Annotated in this window: 18 protein-coding genes and 1 pseudogene; 12 read left to right on the forward strand and 7 right to left on the reverse strand. The window is 57.3% G+C overall.

Annotated features, from left to right (window positions below; all coding sequences use genetic code 11):
• Positions 1-87: 87 nt before the first annotated feature.
• From galS to mglC, 4 genes are all read left to right on the forward strand, one after another.
• A complete protein-coding gene (gene galS, locus CWM53_RS25035; RefSeq protein WP_012967553.1) occupies positions 88-1,110 on the forward strand; it encodes an HTH-type transcriptional regulator GalS in 1,023 nt (340 codons plus the stop codon).
• A gap of 296 nt (positions 1,111-1,406) precedes the next feature.
• Positions 1,407-2,405 (forward strand): galactose/glucose ABC transporter substrate-binding protein MglB, encoded by a 999-nt coding sequence (gene mglB / locus CWM53_RS25040; RefSeq protein ID WP_074388041.1) that lies wholly within the window; start codon positions 1,407-1,409, stop codon positions 2,403-2,405.
• A 118-nt stretch (positions 2,406-2,523) separates the two neighbouring features.
• Positions 2,524-4,044 (forward strand): galactose/methyl galactoside ABC transporter ATP-binding protein MglA, encoded by a 1,521-nt coding sequence (gene mglA / locus CWM53_RS25045; RefSeq protein ID WP_100729469.1) that lies wholly within the window; start codon positions 2,524-2,526, stop codon positions 4,042-4,044.
• Between the two features lie 15 nt (positions 4,045-4,059).
• On the forward strand, positions 4,060-5,070 hold the full coding sequence (gene mglC / locus CWM53_RS25050) for a galactose/methyl galactoside ABC transporter permease MglC (protein ID WP_002912871.1): 1,011 nt from the start codon (positions 4,060-4,062) through the stop codon (positions 5,068-5,070).
• Between the two features lie 69 nt (positions 5,071-5,139).
• Here the strand turns inward: mglC and sanA are convergent, their stop codons facing one another.
• The 5 genes from sanA to CWM53_RS25075 form a co-directional block, all read right to left on the reverse strand.
• A complete protein-coding gene (sanA, locus tag CWM53_RS25055; RefSeq protein ID WP_004201624.1) occupies positions 5,140-5,856 on the reverse strand; it encodes an outer membrane permeability protein SanA in 717 nt (238 codons plus the stop codon).
• A 36-nt stretch (positions 5,857-5,892) separates the two neighbouring features.
• Entirely contained in the window at positions 5,893-6,111 is a 219-nt protein-coding gene (locus CWM53_RS25060) for a hypothetical protein (protein ID WP_074388043.1), read from the reverse strand.
• A gap of 21 nt (positions 6,112-6,132) precedes the next feature.
• Positions 6,133-7,017 (reverse strand): cytidine deaminase, encoded by an 885-nt coding sequence (gene cdd / locus CWM53_RS25065; RefSeq protein WP_074388044.1) that lies wholly within the window; start codon positions 7,015-7,017, stop codon positions 6,133-6,135.
• A 128-nt stretch (positions 7,018-7,145) separates the two neighbouring features.
• Positions 7,146-7,841, reverse strand: coding sequence for a CidB/LrgB family autolysis modulator (locus tag CWM53_RS25070; RefSeq protein ID WP_008804035.1), 696 nt, complete (start codon positions 7,839-7,841; stop codon positions 7,146-7,148).
• Entirely contained in the window at positions 7,831-8,235 is a 405-nt protein-coding gene (locus CWM53_RS25075; protein WP_004201620.1) for a CidA/LrgA family protein, read from the reverse strand. The genes CWM53_RS25070 and CWM53_RS25075 overlap by 11 nt, the downstream gene beginning before the upstream one ends.
• A gap of 358 nt (positions 8,236-8,593) precedes the next feature.
• Between CWM53_RS25075 and dusC the strand changes: the two genes are divergently transcribed.
• From dusC to CWM53_RS25100, 5 genes and pseudogenes are all read left to right on the forward strand, one after another.
• Positions 8,594-9,526 (forward strand): tRNA dihydrouridine(16) synthase DusC, encoded by a 933-nt coding sequence (gene dusC / locus CWM53_RS25080; protein ID WP_074388045.1) that lies wholly within the window; start codon positions 8,594-8,596, stop codon positions 9,524-9,526.
• Positions 9,527-9,882: 356 nt separating this feature from the next.
• Entirely contained in the window at positions 9,883-11,247 is a 1,365-nt protein-coding gene (locus tag CWM53_RS25085) for a carbohydrate porin (protein WP_074388046.1), read from the forward strand.
• Positions 11,248-11,402: 155 nt separating this feature from the next.
• The gene (bglG, locus tag CWM53_RS25090; protein ID WP_074388047.1) at positions 11,403-12,236 is read left to right on the forward strand and encodes a transcriptional antiterminator BglG; all 834 of its coding nucleotides are present in this window, start codon (positions 11,403-11,405) and stop codon (positions 12,234-12,236) included.
• 29 nt (positions 12,237-12,265) lie between these two features.
• Positions 12,266-14,240 (forward strand): annotated as a pseudogene (gene bglF, locus CWM53_RS25095) (PTS beta-glucoside transporter subunit IIABC).
• Positions 14,241-14,255: 15 nt separating this feature from the next.
• Positions 14,256-15,650 carry a glycoside hydrolase family 1 protein gene (locus CWM53_RS25100; protein WP_074388049.1) on the forward strand — a complete coding sequence of 465 codons (1,395 nt, stop codon included), beginning with the start codon at positions 14,256-14,258 and terminating at the stop codon, positions 15,648-15,650.
• A 33-nt stretch (positions 15,651-15,683) separates the two neighbouring features.
• Here the strand turns inward: CWM53_RS25100 and CWM53_RS25105 are convergent, their stop codons facing one another.
• Positions 15,684-16,418 carry a class I SAM-dependent methyltransferase gene (locus CWM53_RS25105; RefSeq protein ID WP_100729468.1) on the reverse strand — a complete coding sequence of 245 codons (735 nt, stop codon included), beginning with the start codon at positions 16,416-16,418 and terminating at the stop codon, positions 15,684-15,686.
• Positions 16,419-16,546: 128 nt separating this feature from the next.
• Here CWM53_RS25105 and mdtQ point away from each other — a divergent pair, with 128 nt between their 5' ends.
• Positions 16,547-17,986, forward strand: a complete 1,440-nt coding sequence (gene mdtQ / locus CWM53_RS25110; RefSeq protein WP_074388051.1) for a multidrug resistance outer membrane protein MdtQ — start codon at positions 16,547-16,549, stop codon at positions 17,984-17,986.
• 32 nt (positions 17,987-18,018) lie between these two features.
• On the opposite strand, the gene CWM53_RS25115 is transcribed toward mdtQ, so the two are convergent.
• The gene (locus tag CWM53_RS25115; protein WP_061153879.1) at positions 18,019-18,588 is read right to left on the reverse strand and encodes a DedA family protein; all 570 of its coding nucleotides are present in this window, start codon (positions 18,586-18,588) and stop codon (positions 18,019-18,021) included.
• Between the two features lie 153 nt (positions 18,589-18,741).
• On the opposite strand from CWM53_RS25115, the gene CWM53_RS25120 reads away from it, so the two are divergent.
• A complete protein-coding gene (locus CWM53_RS25120) occupies positions 18,742-19,329 on the forward strand; it encodes a Yip1 family protein (protein WP_100729467.1) in 588 nt (195 codons plus the stop codon).
• A 188-nt stretch (positions 19,330-19,517) separates the two neighbouring features.
• Positions 19,518-20,468 (forward strand): D-alanyl-D-alanine endopeptidase, encoded by a 951-nt coding sequence (gene pbpG, locus CWM53_RS25125; protein WP_165784241.1) that lies wholly within the window; start codon positions 19,518-19,520, stop codon positions 20,466-20,468.
• The last annotated feature ends 440 nt before the right edge of the window (positions 20,469-20,908 follow it).

The following is a 20,908-nucleotide window of genomic DNA, read 5'->3' on the forward strand; positions in this document are numbered from 1 at the left end:
CGGACCGTGGGTCGCTGCCAGAATAGCCTCCTTGCTGAGCACAGGAGGTGAATGTGACGTGCTGTAATTCTCTTAAGGTCGCAGAGTATGATCACCATTCGTGATGTCGCCCGCCAGGCGGGCGTATCCGTGGCCACCGTGTCGCGGGTGCTGAACAACAGCGCGCTGGTGAGTCCGGATACGCGCGACGCCGTGATGAAAGCGGTGACCCAACTGGGCTACCGGCCCAACGCCAACGCCCAGGCACTGGCCACCCAGGTGAGCGATACCATCGGTGTAGTGGTGATGGACGTCTCCGACGCCTTCTTCGGCGCGCTGGTGAAAGCGGTGGATACCGTCGCCCAGCAGCATCAGAAGTATGTGCTGATCGGCAACAGCTATCACGAGGCAGAAAAAGAGCGCCACGCCATCGAGGTGCTGATCCGCCAGCGCTGCTCGGCGCTGATCGTCCATTCGAAAGCGCTCAGCGATGATGAACTGAGCGACTTTATGCAACATATCCCGGGGATGGTGCTGATCAACCGCATCGTGCCGGGCTTTGCCCATCGCTGCGTCGGGCTCGACAACGTCAGCGGCGCGCTGATGGCCACCCGCATGCTGCTCAATCACGGCCACCAGCGCATCGGCTACCTCTCCTCGAATCACGGCATTGAAGATGACGATATGCGCCGGGAAGGGTGGAGCAAAGCGCTGCAGGAGCAGGGCATCATCGCCCCGGATAGCTGGGTCGGTTCTGGCTCCCCGGATATGCAGGGCGGCGAAGCGGCGATGGTCGAACTGCTGGGGCGTAATCTCGGTCTCACCGCAGTGTTTGCCTATAACGACAGCATGGCGGCCGGCGCGCTGACGACGCTGAAGGACAACGGCATTGTCGTGCCGCAGCATCTGTCGCTGATTGGCTTTGATGATATTCCTATTTCCCGTTACACCGATCCTCAGCTCACCACCGTGCGCTATCCGGTGATGTCGATGGCGAAACTGGCCACCGAGTTGGCGCTGCTGGGGGCGGCCGGCAAGCTGGATCGCGAGGCAACGCACTGCTTTATGCCGACGCTGGTGCGCCGTCATTCCGTTGCCCAGCGGCAAACTGTGGGGCCGATCACTAACTGAAGCGGTGATGGGATGTAACCGCTTTCAATTTGTGAGTAAATTCACAGTATATTAACATTCGCCTGATTATGATGGCAGCGTTTACCAGTCTGAACCACGAGGTGATGGGTTATCCTCACTTTTTTAAGTAGGAACAAGGCGTTAAACGAGTTTTAGAGTCGTATTTTTCTGGAGCGTTACCCGACACGGAAGACCGAATTTTCGTCGTGAAATGCGTTGTGCGGTAACACTAATGCAACAAATCCCGCCCGCACTTTTTCACAATAATGACCCTGCATAATAAAACCGGAGATTCCATGAATAAGAAGGTGTTTACCCTGTCTGCTGTAATGGCTGGTCTGTTATTTGGCGCCGCAGCACACGCAGCAGATACCCGTATCGGCGTGACGATTTATAAATATGACGACAACTTTATGTCGGTGGTGCGTAAGGCGATTGAAAAAGATGGCAAATCCGCGCCTGACGTCCAGTTGCTGATGAATGATTCGCAGAACGACCAGTCGAAACAAAACGATCAGATTGACGTGCTGTTGGCGAAAGGCGTGAAGGCGTTGGCGATTAACCTGGTTGACCCGGCGGCAGCGGGAACGGTGATCGAAAAAGCGCGCGGGCAGAATATTCCGGTGGTGTTCTTCAACAAAGAGCCTTCCCGCAAAGCACTGGATAGTTACGACAAAGCTTATTACGTCGGTACCGATTCGAAAGAGTCCGGGATTATTCAGGGCGATCTGATCGCCAAGCACTGGAAAGCCAACCCGAACTGGGATCTGAACAAAGATGGCCAGATTCAGTTCGTCCTGCTGAAAGGCGAGCCGGGCCATCCGGATGCGGAAGCGCGTACCACCTACGTTATCAAAGAGCTGAATGATAAAGGTCTGAAGACCCAACAGCTGCAGCTGGATACCGCCATGTGGGATACCGCGCAGGCGAAAGACAAAATGGACGCCTGGCTCTCCGGCCCGAATGCGAACAAGATTGAAGTGGTGATCGCCAATAACGATGCCATGGCGATGGGTGCGGTTGAAGCGCTGAAAGCGCACAACAAGAGCAGCATTCCGGTATTCGGCGTTGATGCCCTGCCAGAAGCGCTGGCGCTGGTGAAATCCGGCGCGATGGCCGGTACCGTGCTGAACGATGCCAACAACCAGGCGAAAGCAACCTTCGATCTGGCGAAAAACCTTGCAGCAGGTAAAGAAGCCGCGGCGGGCACCAACTGGAAAATTGACAACAAAATTGTTCGCGTACCTTACGTGGGCGTCGATAAAGACAACCTGAGCCAGTTTACCGGCAAATAATCGTGATGTGAGTTGCGGGCGTGGTTCATCCACGCCCGATTATTCCTGATACAGAACCAGACTCCTGCTGGCGTTATTGCGCCGGACGGGGCGTGCATGAACGCAGCCAGGTATAACTATGGTCAGCAATAATAGCGAACTGTCAGGCGAGTATTTGTTGGAGATGACCAACATCAACAAATCGTTTCCTGGCGTCAAGGCTCTTGATAATGTCAACCTGAAGGTTCGTCCGCACTCCATTCATGCGTTAATGGGTGAGAACGGCGCCGGCAAATCGACATTATTAAAATGCCTTTTTGGGATCTATCAAAAAGATTCCGGTAGCATTCTTTTTCAGGGAAAAGAGATCGATTTCCATTCGGCGAAAGAAGCCCTGGAAAACGGTATATCGATGGTGCATCAGGAATTAAACCTGGTATTACAGCGTTCGGTCATGGATAACATGTGGCTTGGGCGTTATCCAACTAAAGGCATGTTCGTCGATCAGGAGAGAATGTACCGGGATACCAAGGCGATTTTTGATGAACTGGATATTGATATCGACCCGCGCGCCCGCGTCGGCACCTTATCGGTATCCCAGATGCAGATGATTGAGATCGCTAAGGCGTTTTCCTATGACGCTAAAATCGTCATCATGGATGAGCCCACGTCATCGCTGACGGAAAAAGAGGTCAACCATCTGTTTAAGATCATCCGCAAGCTGAAAGATCGCGGCTGCGGTATCGTCTATATCTCGCACAAGATGGAAGAAATTTTCCAGCTGTGCGATGAAATTACCATCCTGCGCGACGGCCAGTGGATTGCCACCCAGCCGCTGGAAGGGTTGGATATGGACAAGATCATCGCCATGATGGTCGGGCGCTCGCTCAATCAGCGTTTCCCGGATCGTGAAAACACCCCAGGCGAAGTGATCCTCGAGGTGCGCAATCTGACGTCGCTGCGCCAGCCGTCCATTCGTGATATTTCCTTCGACCTGCATAAAGGCGAAATTCTCGGTATCGCCGGCCTGGTGGGCGCTAAACGCACCGATATCGTGGAGACGCTGTTCGGGATCCGTGAGAAGGCCAGCGGCACCATCACCCTGCACGGTAAGAAGATCAACAACCACAGCGCCAATGAGGCGATTAACCACGGTTTTGCGCTGGTGACCGAGGAGCGCCGGTCCACCGGGATTTACGCCTATCTGGATATCGGTTTTAACTCGCTGATTTCCAATATTAAGAAATATAAAAACAGCCTCGGCTTGCTGGATAACTCGCGAATGAAGAGCGACACCCAGTGGGTTATTGACTCGATGCGCGTTAAAACCCCCGGCCAGCATACGCAGATCGGTTCGCTTTCCGGTGGTAACCAGCAAAAGGTCATTATAGGCCGCTGGCTGCTGACCCAGCCGGAGATCCTGATGCTGGATGAGCCGACGCGCGGTATCGACGTCGGCGCCAAATTCGAGATCTACCAGCTGATTGCCGAGCTGGCTAAAAGAGACAAAGGGATCATTATTATTTCTTCCGAAATGCCGGAACTGCTGGGGATTACCGACCGCATTCTGGTGATGAGCAATGGCCTTGTCGCGGGCATTGTTGAGACTAAAACCACCACGCAAAACGAGATACTGCGTCTTGCGTCATTGCACCTTTAAGATCAGGGGCTTCACATGAGTGCGTTAAATAAAAAGAGTTTTCTCACTTACCTGAAAGAGGGTGGGATATATGTCGTCCTTCTGGTCCTGTTGGCCATTATTATTTTCCAGGATCCGACATTTTTAAGTCTGCTCAACCTGAGTAATATTCTGACCCAGTCCTCGGTGCGTATTATTATTGCCCTGGGCGTGGCCGGACTTATCGTCACGCAGGGGACCGACCTCTCCGCCGGACGTCAGGTGGGACTGGCCGCGGTCATTGCCGCCACCATGCTGCAGGCGGTGGATAATGCCAACAAGGTGTTCCCGGATATGGCGACCATGCCGATCCCGTTGGTGATCCTGCTGGTGTGCGCCATCGGGGCGGTCATCGGCCTGATTAACGGGATTGTCATCGCCTACCTGAACGTGACGCCGTTTATTACCACCCTCGGCACCATGATCATCGTGTACGGTATTAACTCGCTGTACTACGACTTTGTGGGCGCGTCGCCGATCTCCGGTTTTGACAGCCACTTCTCCCATTTCGCCCAGGGGTTTGTGGCGCTGGGCTCGTTCCGCTTGTCCTACATTACCTTCTACGCGCTGATTGCCGTCTTCTTTGTCTGGATCCTGTGGAACAAGACGCGTTTTGGTAAAAACATCTTCGCTATCGGCGGTAACCCGGAAGCGGCGAAAGTCTCCGGGGTTAACGTAGCGTTGAACCTGCTGATGATCTATGCCCTCTCCGGCGTGTTCTACGCCTTCGGCGGCCTGCTGGAAGCCGGGCGTATCGGCTCGGCGACCAATAACCTCGGCTTTATGTATGAACTGGACGCCATTGCCGCCTGCGTGGTGGGCGGCGTATCGTTCAGCGGCGGGGTAGGGACAGTGTTTGGCGTGGTGACCGGGGTGATTATCTTTACCGTCATCAACTACGGCCTGACCTATATCGGCGTCAACCCTTACTGGCAGTACATCATTAAGGGGGCGATTATTATCTTCGCCGTGGCGCTGGACTCCCTGAAATACGCCCGTAAGAAATAAGATTGAACGCATAAAAAACCCGCGCCTGGCGCGGGTTTTTTATATCTGAAACGAATGCGTTGATGGAGGCTACTTTTCTTTCTGCAGCTCCAGCAGCTGCTCCGGAGTGACTGCCGGGTAGGACTGGGCGTCATCCGGTACGTCATGCTGTTGAGCCGGAATCGGGATGAGAGGGCCGAGAAAGCGCGGTTCCCGTTTGAAGATATAGAGGTCCGCCAGCGCGCCAAAACGGGCGCCGAACTCGCGCAGCCTTACGCTCCACATATCCTTCGGCGATGGCACCGCGTAGCACTGGGCCTGGATCCCCATATGCAGGGCGATAAACAGCGCCCGTTCGCAGTGGAAGCGCTGGGTGATGATAATGAAGTCGTTGGTGTCGAACACTTTACGGGTGCGGACAATCGAGTCGAGCGTACGGAAGCCGGCATAGTCCAGCACGATATCGGCGGGATCGACGCCGCCTTTAATCAGGTCCCGACGCATGGTCATCGGTTCATTGTAGCTTTGCAGAGCATTATCGCCGCTCAGCAGCAGATAGTTGACCTTGCCGCTGTTGTAGGCGTTCAGCGCACCCTGGATGCGGTAGCGGTAATACTGATTGATGACGCCAGTGCGGTAATATTTGGCGGTGCCCAGCACCACGCCGACCTGACGATAGGGCAGGTCCTGCAGCTCATCATAGATATAGGGCGCGGTTTTCCAGCTCATCCAGCGGTCAAGGCCCAGCACGGTCAACAGCAGCAGGCCGAGCAGGACTAACAGGCTGTAGAACACACGCTTTAACATGAACTTGGCTCAATAATAGACAACGGAGTCTTCAGGCTACTTTACCCGTCGGGTAAGCGCAAGAAACCCGCGTTTGATTGCGGGGATTTTCAGCAATATAGACAGATCGCCGAACGCAGGTCGGGTAAGGCGTGAGCCGACACCCGACATAGAGAGCTTCAGCTCGCCATGGCGCGAACCGTAGGTCGGGTAAGCGTAGCGCCACCCGACAACATCACGGTATAGCAGGTCGGCCGGATAAGGCGAAACCGTCATCCGGCAATCTGCTCAGGCTGATCAACCTAACAGCACCCGCTCGATATTCTGGCAGCCCAGCGCCTTCAGGGTGGCGACGGTGGCATCCCATTGGATCAGCGCCGCGTCGGCTTTCTCCGCCAGGATTGCCCGCTGGATATCGGGATAATCATAGCCATTGAGGCTCAGGAGATTCAGCGCCCCCTGCAACGGCGGCAGCGTCGGATTGAACGCCGCGTTTTCCGCATAGCTGCCGCTGAAAATGGTGCCGTCTTTCAGCTCCAGCGCCACGCCGGAAGGCGAGTGGCTGTAGGGCGCATGGCAGCGGTTGGCGGCCTGAATGGCTGCCTGGGTCAGGGCATCGCCGCTCACCGGGAAGCCATGGTCCTGTTCATCCATCAGCAGGGTTTTGATCTCCAGGTCTTTCGGACCAAAGGCGTCCGGCAGATAGTGCTCCAGGGCATGCGCTTCGCGGCCCGGCAGATGAATGCGCAGCGCCAGTCCGCTGTTCAGTTCGTTCATAAACTGACGGCAATGGCCGCACGGCGTGTAGTTCACCGTAATAGCGCGCAGGGAGGTCTCGCCGCGCAGCCAGGCGTGGCTGATGGCGCTCTGTTCCGCGTGAACGGTCTGCTGCATGGTCGCGCCGAGAAATTCCATATTGCCGCCAAAGTACCAGCGGCCGCTGACGCCGCGGGCGATAGCCCCGACGTTAAAATGAGAAAGGTCGGCGCGCGCGCAGGCGGCAGCAAGCGGCAGTAGCGCAAAGGCCAGCGCGTCTTCGTCCAGACCTGTCGCCTGCTGCAGCGTCGCCACCTGATCGGCTTCGAGCAGCGCCGGGAAGTGCGGGTCGGCGAGCATCGGGGCGATGGCTGCCTGCAGGTCTGCTGCCAGAGTCGTCAAAGCAGCTTGAAAACGTGAGTGCATAGCGTTGCCTCATAACAATGTAATGGGAAGCCAGTGTACGGGCGTCCCGCGGTCTCATATGTGATGAATATCTCATTGTTTATGCAACTTTGATTTGTTGCATTAAAAAATGTGACTTAAATCACAATTCATCCCACCACCGCGAGGATCAGCGGAAATAAGAACGGCGCCATCAACGAGGTGATGATCCCGCACAGCACCAGCGCCAGCGAGCTAAACGCCCCTTCCTGATAGTCCAGTTCCGCACAGCGGGCGGTGCCGAGGGCGTGCGAGGCGGTACCCATTGACAGGCCGCGTGATGCTTTGGTGCGAATGCGCATCAGGTTAAGCAGCGTATGGCCGAATACCGCGCCGAGGATGCCGACAAAAATCACGCACACGGCGCTGATGGCCGGAATGCCGCCGATGCTGCCGCTGACCGCCATGGCAATCGGCGTAGTGACTGACTTAGGCAGAATAGAGGCGGCGATTTGCGGCGTGGCGCCCATCAGCAGGGCGACGGTAGTACCGGTGATCATCGCCACGCAGCTGCCGATAAAGCAGATGGTGATGATTGATTTCCAGCGCGCGCGGATCTGATGCAGTTGCTCATACAGTGGAAAGGCCAGCGCGACCACCGCCGGCTGCAGCAGATCGTTCAGGACTTTGCTGCCGGCAAAATAACGCTCATAGGAGATCCCGGTCAGCAGCAGAAACGGAATTATGACTACCATCGCCACCAGTAGCGGGTTGAGCAGCGGGAACTTAAAGCGGGCCGCCAGCCTGCGGGCGAGAAAAAAGACGATCAGGGTTAGCGGCAGCGACCACCAGATTTCATGCATCATTTTTCTTTTCCTTTTGCCCAATCACTTTACGTTCGCCATGCACCAGGTGAGAGCTCCAGCTCACCACCACGAATACCACCAGGGTGCTGATGGCGCAGGAGATAACCACAGGCCCCAGCTGGGCGCGCAGCAGATCCCAGTACTGCATCACGCCGACGCCGATCGGCACGAACAATAGCGCCATATAGCGGATCAGGATATTGCAGCCAGGATTGACCCACTGCGGCGGCATAATTTGCAGCGCCAGCAGCACGAAGAGGATCAGCATGCCGATGATGCTGCCGGGGATAGTGATGGGCAGCAGCCCGGCGATAAAAATTCCGGCGTATAAGCAGGCGTAAATCAGGACGAAGGCCCGCAGGTACTGCCAGATAATAGTCAGCGATTTACTCATGGTAATAACCCTTGATGAAGTACATTCATCATACAATTAATCCCTAAAATGTGCTACCGATCACATCATGAATTCTACGCATAGCGCTGATAGCGTACGGGAACAATAGCCTCTCCTGGCAGGACCCGACAGCTCGCAGCTTAGGGTATATCGGGCCCCACGCTACCTTTTTGAACGAGGCGCGGCAAACAAAGGCGGCATGAGACGCCGCAGACTCCTGTAAAGCATAGAGATTATCTCCTCGCTTTGCCGCATTCGCCGAACGGGGAACAGCGTACGGCGGGCCGGACGCATTGAGCGCTTTCCACCAGTGTCCGGAGGCGCTACCATAGCGCCTCTTTTTTTTCCGGGTAACGATATGCGTGTTCTACTGGCGCCGATGGAAGGCGTGCTCGATTCGCTGGTGCGCGAGCTGCTGACCGAGGTTAACGATTACGATCTGTGCATCACCGAATTTCTGCGCGTGGTGGATCAACTGCTGCCGGTAAAATCGTTCTACAGGCTGTGCCCGGAACTGCATCACCAGAGTCGCACGCCGTCCGGCACCCGCGTGCGCGTCCAGCTGCTGGGACAATATCCCGAGTGGCTGGCGGAAAACGCCGCCCGCGCGGTGGCGCTGGGGTCGTGGGGTGTGGATTTAAACTGCGGCTGTCCGTCTAAGCTGGTGAACGGCAGCGGCGGCGGGGCGACGCTGCTGAAAGATCCGGAGCTGATCTATCGCGGTGCGAAAGCCATGCGCGAAGCGGTTCCCGATCATCTGCCGGTGACCGTCAAGGTGCGACTCGGCTGGGACAGCGGCGAACGGCGCTTCGAAATCGCCGATGCGGTGCAGCAGGCCGGGGCCAGCGAGCTGGTGGTTCACGGCCGCACCAAAGAAGATGGCTACAAAGCCGAACGCATCAACTGGCAGGCGATCGGCGAGATCCGCCAGCGCCTGACTATCCCGGTGGTCGCCAACGGTGAAATCTGGGACTGGCAAAGCGCCCAGGACTGCATGGCCGTCACCGGCTGCGATTCGGTGATGATTGGCCGCGGGGCACTCAACGTGCCGAACCTCAGCCGGGTGATCAAATACAATGAACAACGGATGCCGTGGCCGCAGGTGATCCAGCTGTTGCAAAAATATACCCGCCTGGAAAAGCAGGGCGACACCGGTCTGTATCATGTGGCGAGAATTAAGCAGTGGTTAGGCTATTTACGCAAGGAATATAGCGAGGCGCTGACCCTGTTTAATGAAATTCGTGCCCTGCAAACCTCTGCTGAAATAGCGGCGGCCATTGCCCGCTATTAAACGCCATACTGTTATTTGCTTCACATATTATTACTTGCCTGCCTATTGCTGGTAGGCATGAGTTGAATAAAGTGATAATGTGCGGTCAATCAATTCAGGATTGCTACTGAACCCAGGCAAAACCTAAGCACTTTCGTCATTCGTGGCGGAAAGTGCTTAGGTTTTTTTTTGGCAAAAATTTAATGGTGAAAAAATGATGATGTAAAACAATGAATTGTAATTAACGCTTTCTCTGGCATCGTCGCGGTTTTATTACCGGCGGACGCCCCTTGCCATTCATTTTTTAAAAAAGAAAACAGGTAAATAAATAGCCTGGGGATCCCCTTTGTTTTTATTCAGTCACGGTGGATATCACAATGCATAACAAAAAAATAAATCAGCTTTTGATCGGCGCAGCGCTGGCGGCAATGGTGCCTGCCGTGAGCGCCGCGGAAACCCCGGCGTGGAACGGCAGCGTGCTGGGGTTCGAAGCCGGGCAGCAAGGGCTGCTGGGCGATATGCTGGGCATTCGTCCGATCCTCGAAGAGAACGGCTTTCATTATAATCTCGGGTACCTTAACGAGATGGCATACAACGCCGGCGGCGGTTATGACCATGATAAACACCTGGCCTATATTGACCAGGTGGCGCTGACCTTTACCCAGGATCTGGAGCGCTGGACCGGCATACCGGATGCGCGTCTCGAAGGCAACATCGTCAACCGTAACCACGATGATAACCTCACCACGAAACGGCTGCAGGATCCGCGGGTGAGTTTCAACGATCTGTCGCAGGAGAGCTGGGGAGGCGGGTCGATCACCCGCCTCGGCTGGCTGACCTTTGCCCGCAGCTTTGACGACCGTCGCCTGACCTGGCGCATCGGCATGATGAACAAGGTGCAAACCTTCGACCAGATCATACCCTGCGATTTTCAGCTGCTGACACAGTGCGGTGGTAAATCGGCCAACTCGCTGACCTGGAATAACTGGAACATCCACACCTGGGGCACCACCCTGGAGTACAAGCTGACGCCGACGGTCACCCTGAAAGGCGGGGTGATGGAGCAAAACCCGCAGGCTACCGCGCGCAGCCACGCCTGGAGTTGGTCGACGAAGGGCAGCAAAGGCATTTTACTGCCGATGGAGATCGAAACCCGTCCGCTGATTAATGGCCTGCCGGGAGCCTATAACCTGGGTGTGGTCTGGACTAATGCACCGCAAACCGATCTCTACAGCGGCAAATCCGGCGGCGCCGGGGCGACCGATCCGCAAGGCTACGCCGAGCACGACAGCACCTGGTTTATGTACGCCGGCCTGAACCAGCAGATCACTCGCCACGCCGACGACCCGCTGCGGGGGATGAGCGTCTCGCTGAGCGGCAGCCTCAGCGACCAGCGCAGCAACTATATCCACTCCGCCGTCGCCGCCTCAATGCGCTACCGCGGGCTGTTTGACGCCCGCCCGGAGGACTGGATTGGCTTTGGTCTGACGTGGATCGACATGAGCAGCCACTACGCACGCAACCAGCGCTATATGAACCAGATCAGCGGGGCCACCGACTATAACGATCCGGCTTACCAGCCGGTGGCCGGTCATTCACTGAACGGCGAGCTCTATTATCGCTTCCGCCCGGTTTCCTGGCTGGAGCTGCAGCCGGGCCTGCAGTACTGGCACCGTCCGGGCGGCGTCGCGCAGACCCAGGATGCGTGGGTGGTGGAGTGGAAAACGGTGGTGACTTTCTGATAGTCGCGATCTTAATCACGTTTTTTCACTTGTCAGGTTGAGCGCGCAGCAGAAGTTGTTACAGTGCGGGTGTTGGATTGCAACTGCTGCGGCAGGCAAAACCTGATCACCTGGCGTTTCGTCGGGGGTCAGGTTTTTTTGTTTCTGGGGTCTATATGCAAATCGCCAAAGTACTCAATAACAATGTGGTGGTGGTTCTCGACGAGCACCGGCGCGAACAGGTGGTGATGGGGCGAGGGCTGGCCTTTCAGAAACGCCCGGGCGACGTGCTGGACGACAGTAAAATTGAAAAAGTCTTCGCCTTACAGAGCGATGAACTGGTAGGCCGCTTAGGTGAGTTACTCAGTCAGATACCGTTAGAAGTGATGACCACCTGCGATCGCATTATCGAACTGGCACGCGGGCGGCTGGGCAAGCTACAGGAAAGCTTGTACATCACATTAACGGATCACTGTCATTTTGCTATCGAGCGGCAGAAAAAGGGCATCGCACTGCGTAACGTGCTGCTGTGGGAGATTAAGCGGCTGTATCCGAAGGAGTTCGCGCTGGGCCAGGAGGCAAGGGCCATTATTGCCAAAAGGCTTGGCGTGGAGCTGGCGGAGGATGAAGCCGGATTTATCGCCCTGCATCTGGTGACGGCGCAGCTCAACAGCGAAATGCCGGAGGTCATGCACGTGACCCGGGTGATGCAGGAGATCCTGCAACTGGTGAAGTATCAGCTGCAGCTGAATTACGACGAGGAGTCGCTGAGCTATCAGCGTTTCGTTACCCATCTGAAATTTTTCGCCCAGCGGATGCTGACGCGCACGGTGGTGGAAGATGACGATGTCTCGCTGCACAGCGCGGTGAAAGATAACTACGCCAAAGCGTGGAAGTGTGCGGAAACGGTGGCGACGCATCTGCAAAAGCAGTACCAGCGGTCGCTGACCACCGAAGAGATTATGTTTCTTGCCATTCATATCGAACGGGTAAGAAAAGAGGGGCGTTAATACCCCCAACAAAACTGGATTGTTACTGCATGATGCAGGCAAAACCTGAGCGCGACGCCCACCGGCGTGGTTCTCGGGTTTTTTTATTTTTTACTACTCAGTCGCCGGTTGTCTGCGGGCAGCGGCAGTAAGGAAAAGAGCATGGAATATAAAGCACTCGCGCAGGATATTCTCAACCGCGTCGGCGGCAAAGAGAACATTGTGAGTCTGGTTCACTGTGCGACACGTCTGCGTTTTAAACTGAAAGATAACGGCAAAGCCGATGCCGAAGGGCTGAAGGCCAATCCGGGCGTCATTATGGTGGTGGAGAGCGGTGGCCAGTTTCAGGTGGTGATTGGCAACCATGTCCATGATGTCTGGCAGACGGTGCGCCAGGAGGCGGGGTTGAGCGATGACAGCGAGCCGGTTGCCGAGGAGAAAACGGCAAAAGGCTCGGTGTTAAGCGAGCTTATCGACATCATCTCCGGCATCTTTACGCCGTTTATCGGCGTGATGGCGGCGACCGGTCTGCTGAAAGGCCTGCTGGCGCTGGCGGTGACCTGCGGCTGGCTCACGCCAGAGCAGGGGACCTATAAAATCTGGTTTGCCGCCAGCGACGCGCTGTTCTTTTTCTTCCCGCTGTTTCTTGGCTATACCGCCGGGAAGAAGTTTGGCGGTAACCCGTTTATCTCGATGGTGATTGGCGGGGCGTTAACCCACCCGCTGATGATCCAGGCCTTTGAGGCCAGCCAGGCGCCGGGCGCGGCGGTGGAACACTTTCTCGGCATTCCGGTGACCTTTATCAACTACAGCTCGTCAGTGATCCCGATTATTCTCGCCTCGTGGGTCTGCTGCTGGCTGGAGCGTAAGAGCAACGCGCTGCTGCCGTCATCGATGAAAAACTTCTTCACCCCGGCGATCTGCCTGGCGGTGGTGGTCCCGCTTACCTTTCTGGTGATTGGCCCGGTCGCCACCTGGCTGAGTCACCTGCTGGCCAACGGCTACCAGTTTATCTACGCGTTTGCGCCATGGCTGGCGGGCGCGGTACTGGGCGCCATGTGGCAGGTGTGCGTTATTTTCGGCCTGCACTGGGGGCTGGTGCCGTTGATGATCAATAACATGACGGTGCTCGGCCATGACTCCATGCTGCCGATTATCCTTCCGGCGGTGATTGCCCAGGTGGGGGCGGTTCTGGGGATTTTGCTGGCCACCCGCGATGCGCGTCAGCGGATGCTGGCCGGTTCCGCCTTCTCTGCCGGGCTGTTTGGCATCACCGAGCCGGCTATCTACGGTCTGACCCTGCCGCTGCGTCGTCCGTTTATCTTCGGCTGTATCGCCGGCGCCATCGGCGGGGCGATCACTGCCTTCAGTAATAGCCATGCTTACTCGTTCGGTGTGCCGAATATCTTTTTCCCGGCGCAGATGATCCCGCCTGGCGGCATTGACGCCAGCGTCTGGGGGGGGCTTATCGGCACCGGCGTGGCTTTCGTGCTCGCCTGCTTGCTGACCTTCTTCGCTGGCCTGCCGCGTGCCAGCGCCGCACAGGGCGCCGTGGCGGTAGCCCCGGCCTCGGCAAACGACATTCTGGCGCCGATGAGCGGCAGCGTTATCGACCTCGATCAAGTGCCGGACAGCACCTTCGCCAGCGGCTTACTCGGTAAAGGGGTTGCCATTATCCCGGCGGTGGGCAAAGTGATTGCGCCATTCTCGGGCGAAGTGGCCTCCCTGTTTCAGACTAAACATGCCATTGGCCTGCAGAGCGACAGCGGCATTGAGCTGCTGATCCACGTCGGCATCGACACGGTCAAACTCGACGGCGTGCCGTTTACCGCGCATGTCAAAGAAGGTGACAGGGTGCAGGCCGGCGATCTGCTGATTGAGTTTGATCGTCAGGCGATTCTGGATGCCGGTTACGACCTGGCGACCCCGATTATTATCAGCAACAGCGACGACTACCGGGAGATTGATACGGTGGCGTCCAGCGCCGTCGAAGCCGGTCAGCCGCTGTTGTCAGTCAGCCATTAATCACAGGAGAGAGAGATGAAAACATTCCCGGCGGATTTTTTATGGGGCGGCGCGACCGCGGCGAATCAGGTGGAAGGGGCTTATCTTGAAGAGGGCAAAGGCTTATCCACCTCCGATGTGCAGCCGCATGGTGTGTTCGGTGAGGTGGTCGAGCGCGTACCCGGCGACAGCGGTATTAAGGATGTGGCGATCGATTTTTACCATCGCTACCCGGAAGATATCGCTCTGTTCGCCGAGATGGGCTTTAACTGCCTGCGGGTGTCCATCGCCTGGACCCGCATCTACCCCAACGGCGATGACGCCGAGCCCAACGACGCCGGCCTCGCGTTCTACGACAAGCTGTTCGACGAGATGGCGAAGCACAACATCACCCCGCTGGTGACGCTGTCGCATTATGAAATGCCGTGGGCGCTGGTGAAAAACTACGGCGGCTGGGGCAGCCGGGAGGTGATTGGCTTCTTTGAGCGCTACGCCCGCACGGTGTTTAGCCGCTATAAAAATAAGGTCAAACTGTGGCTGACCTTTAACGAAATCAATATGTCGCTGCATGCCCCGATGACCGGCGTCGGCCTGCCGGCTGGCAGCAGCAAAGGCGAGGTGTATCAGGCGATTCACCACCAGCTGGTGGCCAGCGCCCTGGCGGTTAAAGCCTGTCACGAGCTGGTGCCTGAGGGCAAAATCGGCAATATGCTGCTCGGCGGGCTGATGTATCCCCTGAGCTGCAAACCGGAAGATGTGTTTGAGACGCTGCAGGAGAACCGCAGCTGGCAGTTCTTCGGCGACGTACAGGCGCGCGGCGCGTACCCGGGCTATATGCTGCGCTTTTTCCGCGACAATGGCATCACGCTCACCATTACCGACGCCGATCGTGAAGCGCTGAAAACCACCGTCGACTTTATCTCCTTTAGCTACTACATGACCGGCTGCGTCACCGCCGACGAGGCGCTGAACCAGCAGGCGCGCGGCAATATTCTCAGCATGGTGCCCAACCCGCACCTGGCGAGCTCGGAGTGGGGCTGGCAGATAGACCCGCTGGGCCTGCGCACGCTGCTGAATGTGCTGTGGGATCGCTATCAGAAGCCGCTGTTTATCGTGGAAAACGGTCTGGGCGCCAAAGATAAGGTGGAGGCCGATGGCAGCATTAACGATGACTACCGCATCAGTTACCTGAACGACCATCTGGTGCAGGCGCGGGAAGCCATTGACGATGGCGTTGAGCTGATGGGCTTTACCAGCTGGGGGCCGATTGACCTGGTGAGCGCCTCGAAGGCGGAGCTGTCGAAGCGCTACGGCTTTATCTATGTCGACCGCCATGATGACGGTACCGGCACCCTGGCGCGCAGTAAGAAGAAGAGTTTTAACTGGTATAAAGAGGTGATTGCCAGCCGTGGCGCCAGCCTGAAAGCGTAAAGGATGCCCGCCCGGCCATCGCCGGGCGGGGGATTAGCCCGGTTTACGCGCGCGCAGTAAAAAGATCATCGGACGCTCTTTCTCTTCATCCAGGGCGGGCTGTTGGGCAATCTGTTCGGCGCTCGGCCCCCACTCATCCAGCTGCTCCAGCACAAAACCCGCGGCGATAAGCGCGTTTATCCAGCTTGAGAGTTTGCGGTGCTGTTTAATGACGCCCTCCGCAAACCAGTTGCTGACCCGCTCGCCCTCCTGCTGATAGTGACTGACCGGCCAGCTTTTTTTCCCCTGCTCATTCACCTGCCATGCCTGTTGCAGCGGCGCGGTATAGATGGGGTGTTCGGCGGAAAAGACCAGGATGCCGCCCGGGACCAGCGCCTGATGCAGCGTGGCGAAGAGCGGGGCGATGTCCGGTAAGTAATGCAGCGCCAGCGAACTGTAGACCAGATCGCAGCTGTTGGCGGGCAGCGTCAGGGTTTGCAGATCGGCGAAGCGGTAGACAATCTCATCCCCGCGGGTCATTTCCCGCGCCTGCGCCAGCATCCGCTGGGAGATATCGAAACCGGTTATCTGGCTGGCTCCCTGCTGCTGCGCCCAGCGGCAAAACCAGCCGTAGCCGCAGCCGAGATCCACCACCCGCAAACCGGTTATCGGCGGCAGCATCGCCTGCAGGGAAGGCCACTCCGGTGCGCCATCCAACCCCTTCACCGAGCGATCGAGGGTCGCATAGCCGGCAAAGAAGTGCGGATCGTCATAAATATTCTGGCTCATATTCATCCCTTGAATTGATAAGGTTGTTTATTTTTAGCTAACTAATAATTTAGTCACACGCTTTACTAAACGCGTTTAATTCAATTAACTTATGATAACCAACCTGATTAAGTTATCTGACCTGTCTAATGAAATTGATATTAAATAAAAGCGTGCTGGCGGCATTGCCCCTGGCCATCGCGCTGGCTGGCTGCGCGCCATCACATGAGATTGCTCATCCGCCGCAGCAGCAAATTCCGGCGTCCCATGTTTCCATGGATCTCCCTGCTGCCGTGAAAAATGGCTGGCCGCAGACCGACTGGTGGAAAGACTACCACGATGCCCAACTGGATAATCTGATTCAGCGCGCACTCGCTAATGCGCCGGATATGCAAATTGCCGAACAGCGCATCAGGCTTGCCGAAGCGCAGGCGCGAATGTCGCAGGCGAATCTTGGCCCGGAGATGGATTTCTCCGCCGATATCGAACGGCAGAAAATGTCCGCTGAAGGCCTGATGGGGCCGTTCGCCACCGACACCGACGGCAACACCGGCCCGTGGTACACCAACGGCACCTTCGGCCTGACCGCCGGCTGGGATCTGGACCTGTGGGGCAAAAACCGCGCGCTGGTAAAAGCCCGTATCGGCGAGCTGAAAGCTCAGGTGGCAGAGCAGGCCCAGACCCGCGAGCTGCTCTCCGGCAGCGTGGCGCGTCTGTACTGGCAGTGGCAGACGGAAGCGGCGATTAAAGCCGTGCTGCAGCAGGTGAAGAGTGAGCAAAATAATATCGTGACGGTCGACAAGGCGCTGTTGCAGCGCGGGATCACCAACTCCGCCGAAGGGGCGGAGAATGATATTAACGTCAGCAAAACCGACCAGCAGCTGGCGGACGTCGCGGGTACAATGAAAGAGATTGAAGCGCGTCTGATGGCCCTGACCAACAGCCAGAGTCAGTCGCTGAACCTCAAACCGGTCAGCCTGCCGACCGTCAGCGCGCAGCTGCCTGATACCCTCGGCTATGAGCTACTGGCGCGCCGCCCGGATCTGCAGGTCGCTCACTGGTACATTGAGGCATCGCTGAGCGAAGTGGACGCGGCGAAAGCGGCGTTTTATCCGGACATCAATCTGATGGCGTTCCTGCAGCAGGATGCCCTGCACTTAAGCGATCTTTTCCGTCACTCGGCGCAGCAGATGGGCGTCACCGCCGGGCTGACGCTGCCGATCTTTGACAGCGGTCGCCTCAATGCCAATCTGGATATCGCCAGCGCGCAGAACAGCCTGTCGATAGCGCAGTACAACAAAGCGGTGGTGGATGCCGTCAACCAGGTGGCGAAAACCGCCAGCCAGGTCGAGACGCTGATGGCCAAAAGCCAGCAGCAGCAGCAGGTTGAAAAAGACGCCCAGCGGGTGGTGAACCTGGCGCAGGCCCGAATGGCGGCGGGGATCTTACCCGGCTCCAGAGTCAGTATGGCGAAGCTCCCGGCGCTGCAGGAGCGCATTACCGCATTGCGCCTGCACGGCCAGTGGATTGACGCCAGCATTCAGCTGACTTCTGCTCTCGGCGGCGGCTATCACCAGAGCGTGAAATAACCGGCGCAACGGCGCGCCTGCGGGTGCGCCGCTTAGTCTTTCTTCTTTCTTTCTCGCCGCCTGAGCCACCAGTGGGCGGCGACCACCAGTCCCACCGCGAGGATCAGCCAGATCCAGTGTTTCAGATGCGCGTCCAGATGATGCAGCCACGGGCCGATCACTTCGCCACCGAGATAGCCAATGGTGGTAAACAGCAGCGCCCATACCAGCGCCCCGAGGACATTGAGCGGCAGGAAAACCCGTGGCGACAGGCGGCTGGCGCCGATCAGCAGGGGGCCGATAACCCGGAAGCCGTACATAAAGCGGGTGCCGATGACAAACAGCCACGGCCGGTGCTGGATCATGCGCTGCGCTTTACGTATTCGCGCCTTCTGGCTGGCGAAACGGCGCAGAATGCGCCCGCCGAAGCGGCGGCCGAGCAGATAGAGCAGCTGATCGCCAATCATTCCGCCGAGAGCGACGGCGATCACCACCAGGGGAAACTTCAGTAACCCCTGATGCGCTGCGACGCCGCCCAACAGGGTAATGGTCTCACCTTCCGCTATGCTGCCGACGATCAGCGCCGCGTAGCCATACTGGGAAATCAGGTGATTAATATCCATAAAAAGCTTATCTCCTTACCTCATCACCTGTTAATCATACACCCTGCTGACCAAAACGCGGTGACGCAGATTTTTTGCGCTGTACACAAAATAATCTGTAGGGTGAATTATACTTGGATCAGTGCAGTACGAAGCCGTGACAAGGGGGACGCTATGAACCATGTCTGGGGGCTCTTCGCTCATCCCAACCGGGAGATGAGCGTGATAAAGAGCGAGAATGAAACCATTTCTCATCACTATACGCACCATGTGCTGCTGATGGCGGCGGTTCCGGTGGTGTGCGCCTTTATCGGCACTACGCAGCTGGGCTGGAACTTCGGCGACGGCACCGTTATTAAACTGTCGATGTTGACCGGTCTGGCGCTGGCGGTACTGTTTTACGCCGTGATGCTGGCCGGGGTGGCGATCATGGGACGGGTTATCTGGTGGATGGCCAGGCAATATCCGCAGCAACCCTCGCTGAAACGCTGCATGGTGTTTGCCGGCTATGTGGCCACGCCGCTGTTCCTGAGCGGGATTGTGGCGCTCTATCCGCTGGTCTGGCTGTGTGCGCTTATCGGTACCATCGCGCTGTTTTACACCGGCTATCTGCTCTACCTGGGCATCCCGACCTTCCTGAGCATTAACCGGGAAGAGGGGTTAAGCTTCGCCAGTTCGACGCTGGCCATCGGGGTACTGGTGCTGGAAGTGTTGCTGGCGATCACTGTGTTACTGTGGGGGTATGGCTACCGACTCTTCTGATCGGACGTCTCGGGTTATTATGCATTGCCGGCAAATATGTATTTTGTGTCGGCAATGCAGCATTTCTTCACGATTCTTATTAGGCACAGGGCCTTACGGCGCGGTATGATGGCGTTTGCCAGCGATGTTGCCCACTTAACCTCGCGGCGTACGTTCCATAACGTGCAAAAATACTTTTCAGAATGCCCATGATGCCGAAATTTCGAGTCTCTTTGCTCAGCCTGACCTTGCTACTGGCTGTGCCTTTTGCGCCCCAGGCGTTAGCAAAAACCTCCGCGGCGGTTGCCGCCTCGCAGCCGGATATCGCCTCCGGCAGTGCCATAATCGTCGATCTGGCGAGCAAAAAAATCATCTATGCCAGCCAGCCGGATCTGGTGCGCCCGATGGCGTCGATCACCAAAGTGATGACCGCCATGGTGGTGCTCGATGCCCATCTGCCGATGGATGAGATGCTGACGGTGGATATCAGCCAGACGCCGGAAATGAAGGGGATTTACTCCCGCGTGCGGCTCAACAGTCAAATCAGCCGCCGCACAATGCTGCTGCTGGCGCTGATGTCTTCGGAAAACCGCGCGGCCGCCAGCCTGGCGCATCATTACCCGGGCGGCTACGACGCCTTTATTCGCGCCATGAACGCCAAAGCGCAGGCGCTGGGCATGACCCATACCCGCTACGTGGAGCCGACAGGCCTGTCGGTACATAACGTCTCTACCGCCCGCGATCTGTCCAAACTGCTGATCGCCAGCGAGCAGTATCCGCTGATCGGCCAACTGAGCACCACCAAAGAAGAGACTGCCACCTTCGCCCATCCGGCCTACAGCCTGCCGTTCCGCAACACCAACCATCTGGTGTATCGCGATAACTGGAACATTCAGCTGACCAAAACCGGCTTCACCAATGCTGCCGGCCACTGTCTGATTATGCGTACGGTGATTAACCAACGCCCGGTGGCGCTGGTGGTGATGGATGCCTTCGGGAAATACACCCACTTCGCCGACGCCAGCCGCTTGCGGACCTGGATCGAGACCGGGAAGGTGATGCCGGTACCCGCCTCGGCGCTGAGCTATAAAAAGCAGCGCGAAGCGCAGATGGCAGAGGCGATGCTGAAAGGCGGCGCGCAGACCGCGCAGAACGATTAATCTGCCTGTCCCCCGGATGACGGCGCATTGCGCCTTATCCGGGCTACAGATGTATTTATACATCAAATGGTTATCAGGGCTTGTAGGCCCGGCAAGCGCAGCGCCGCCGGGCAATATACCCGGCACCGTGCCGCGTTTGTGCCGGATGGCGGCTCGCGCCTTATCCGGCCTACGTTATTTGGCGCCAGGTTCGCCCCCTTCGTAGGCCCGGCAAGCGTAGCGCCGCCGGGCAATATACCCGGAACCGTGCCACGTTTGTGCCGGATGGCGGCTCGCGCCTTATCCGGCCTACGTTATTTGGTGCCTGGTTCATCTTCTTCGTAGGCCCGGCAAGCGCAGCGCCGCCGGGCAATATACCCGGCACCGTGCCGCGTTTGTGCCGGATGGCGGCTCGCGCCTTATCCGGCCTACGTTATTTGGCGCCGGGTTCGTCCCCTTTG

This window comes from Klebsiella sp. A-Nf5 (assembly GCF_002810545.1).
GTDB lineage: Bacteria > Pseudomonadota > Gammaproteobacteria > Enterobacterales > Enterobacteriaceae > Klebsiella > Klebsiella variicola.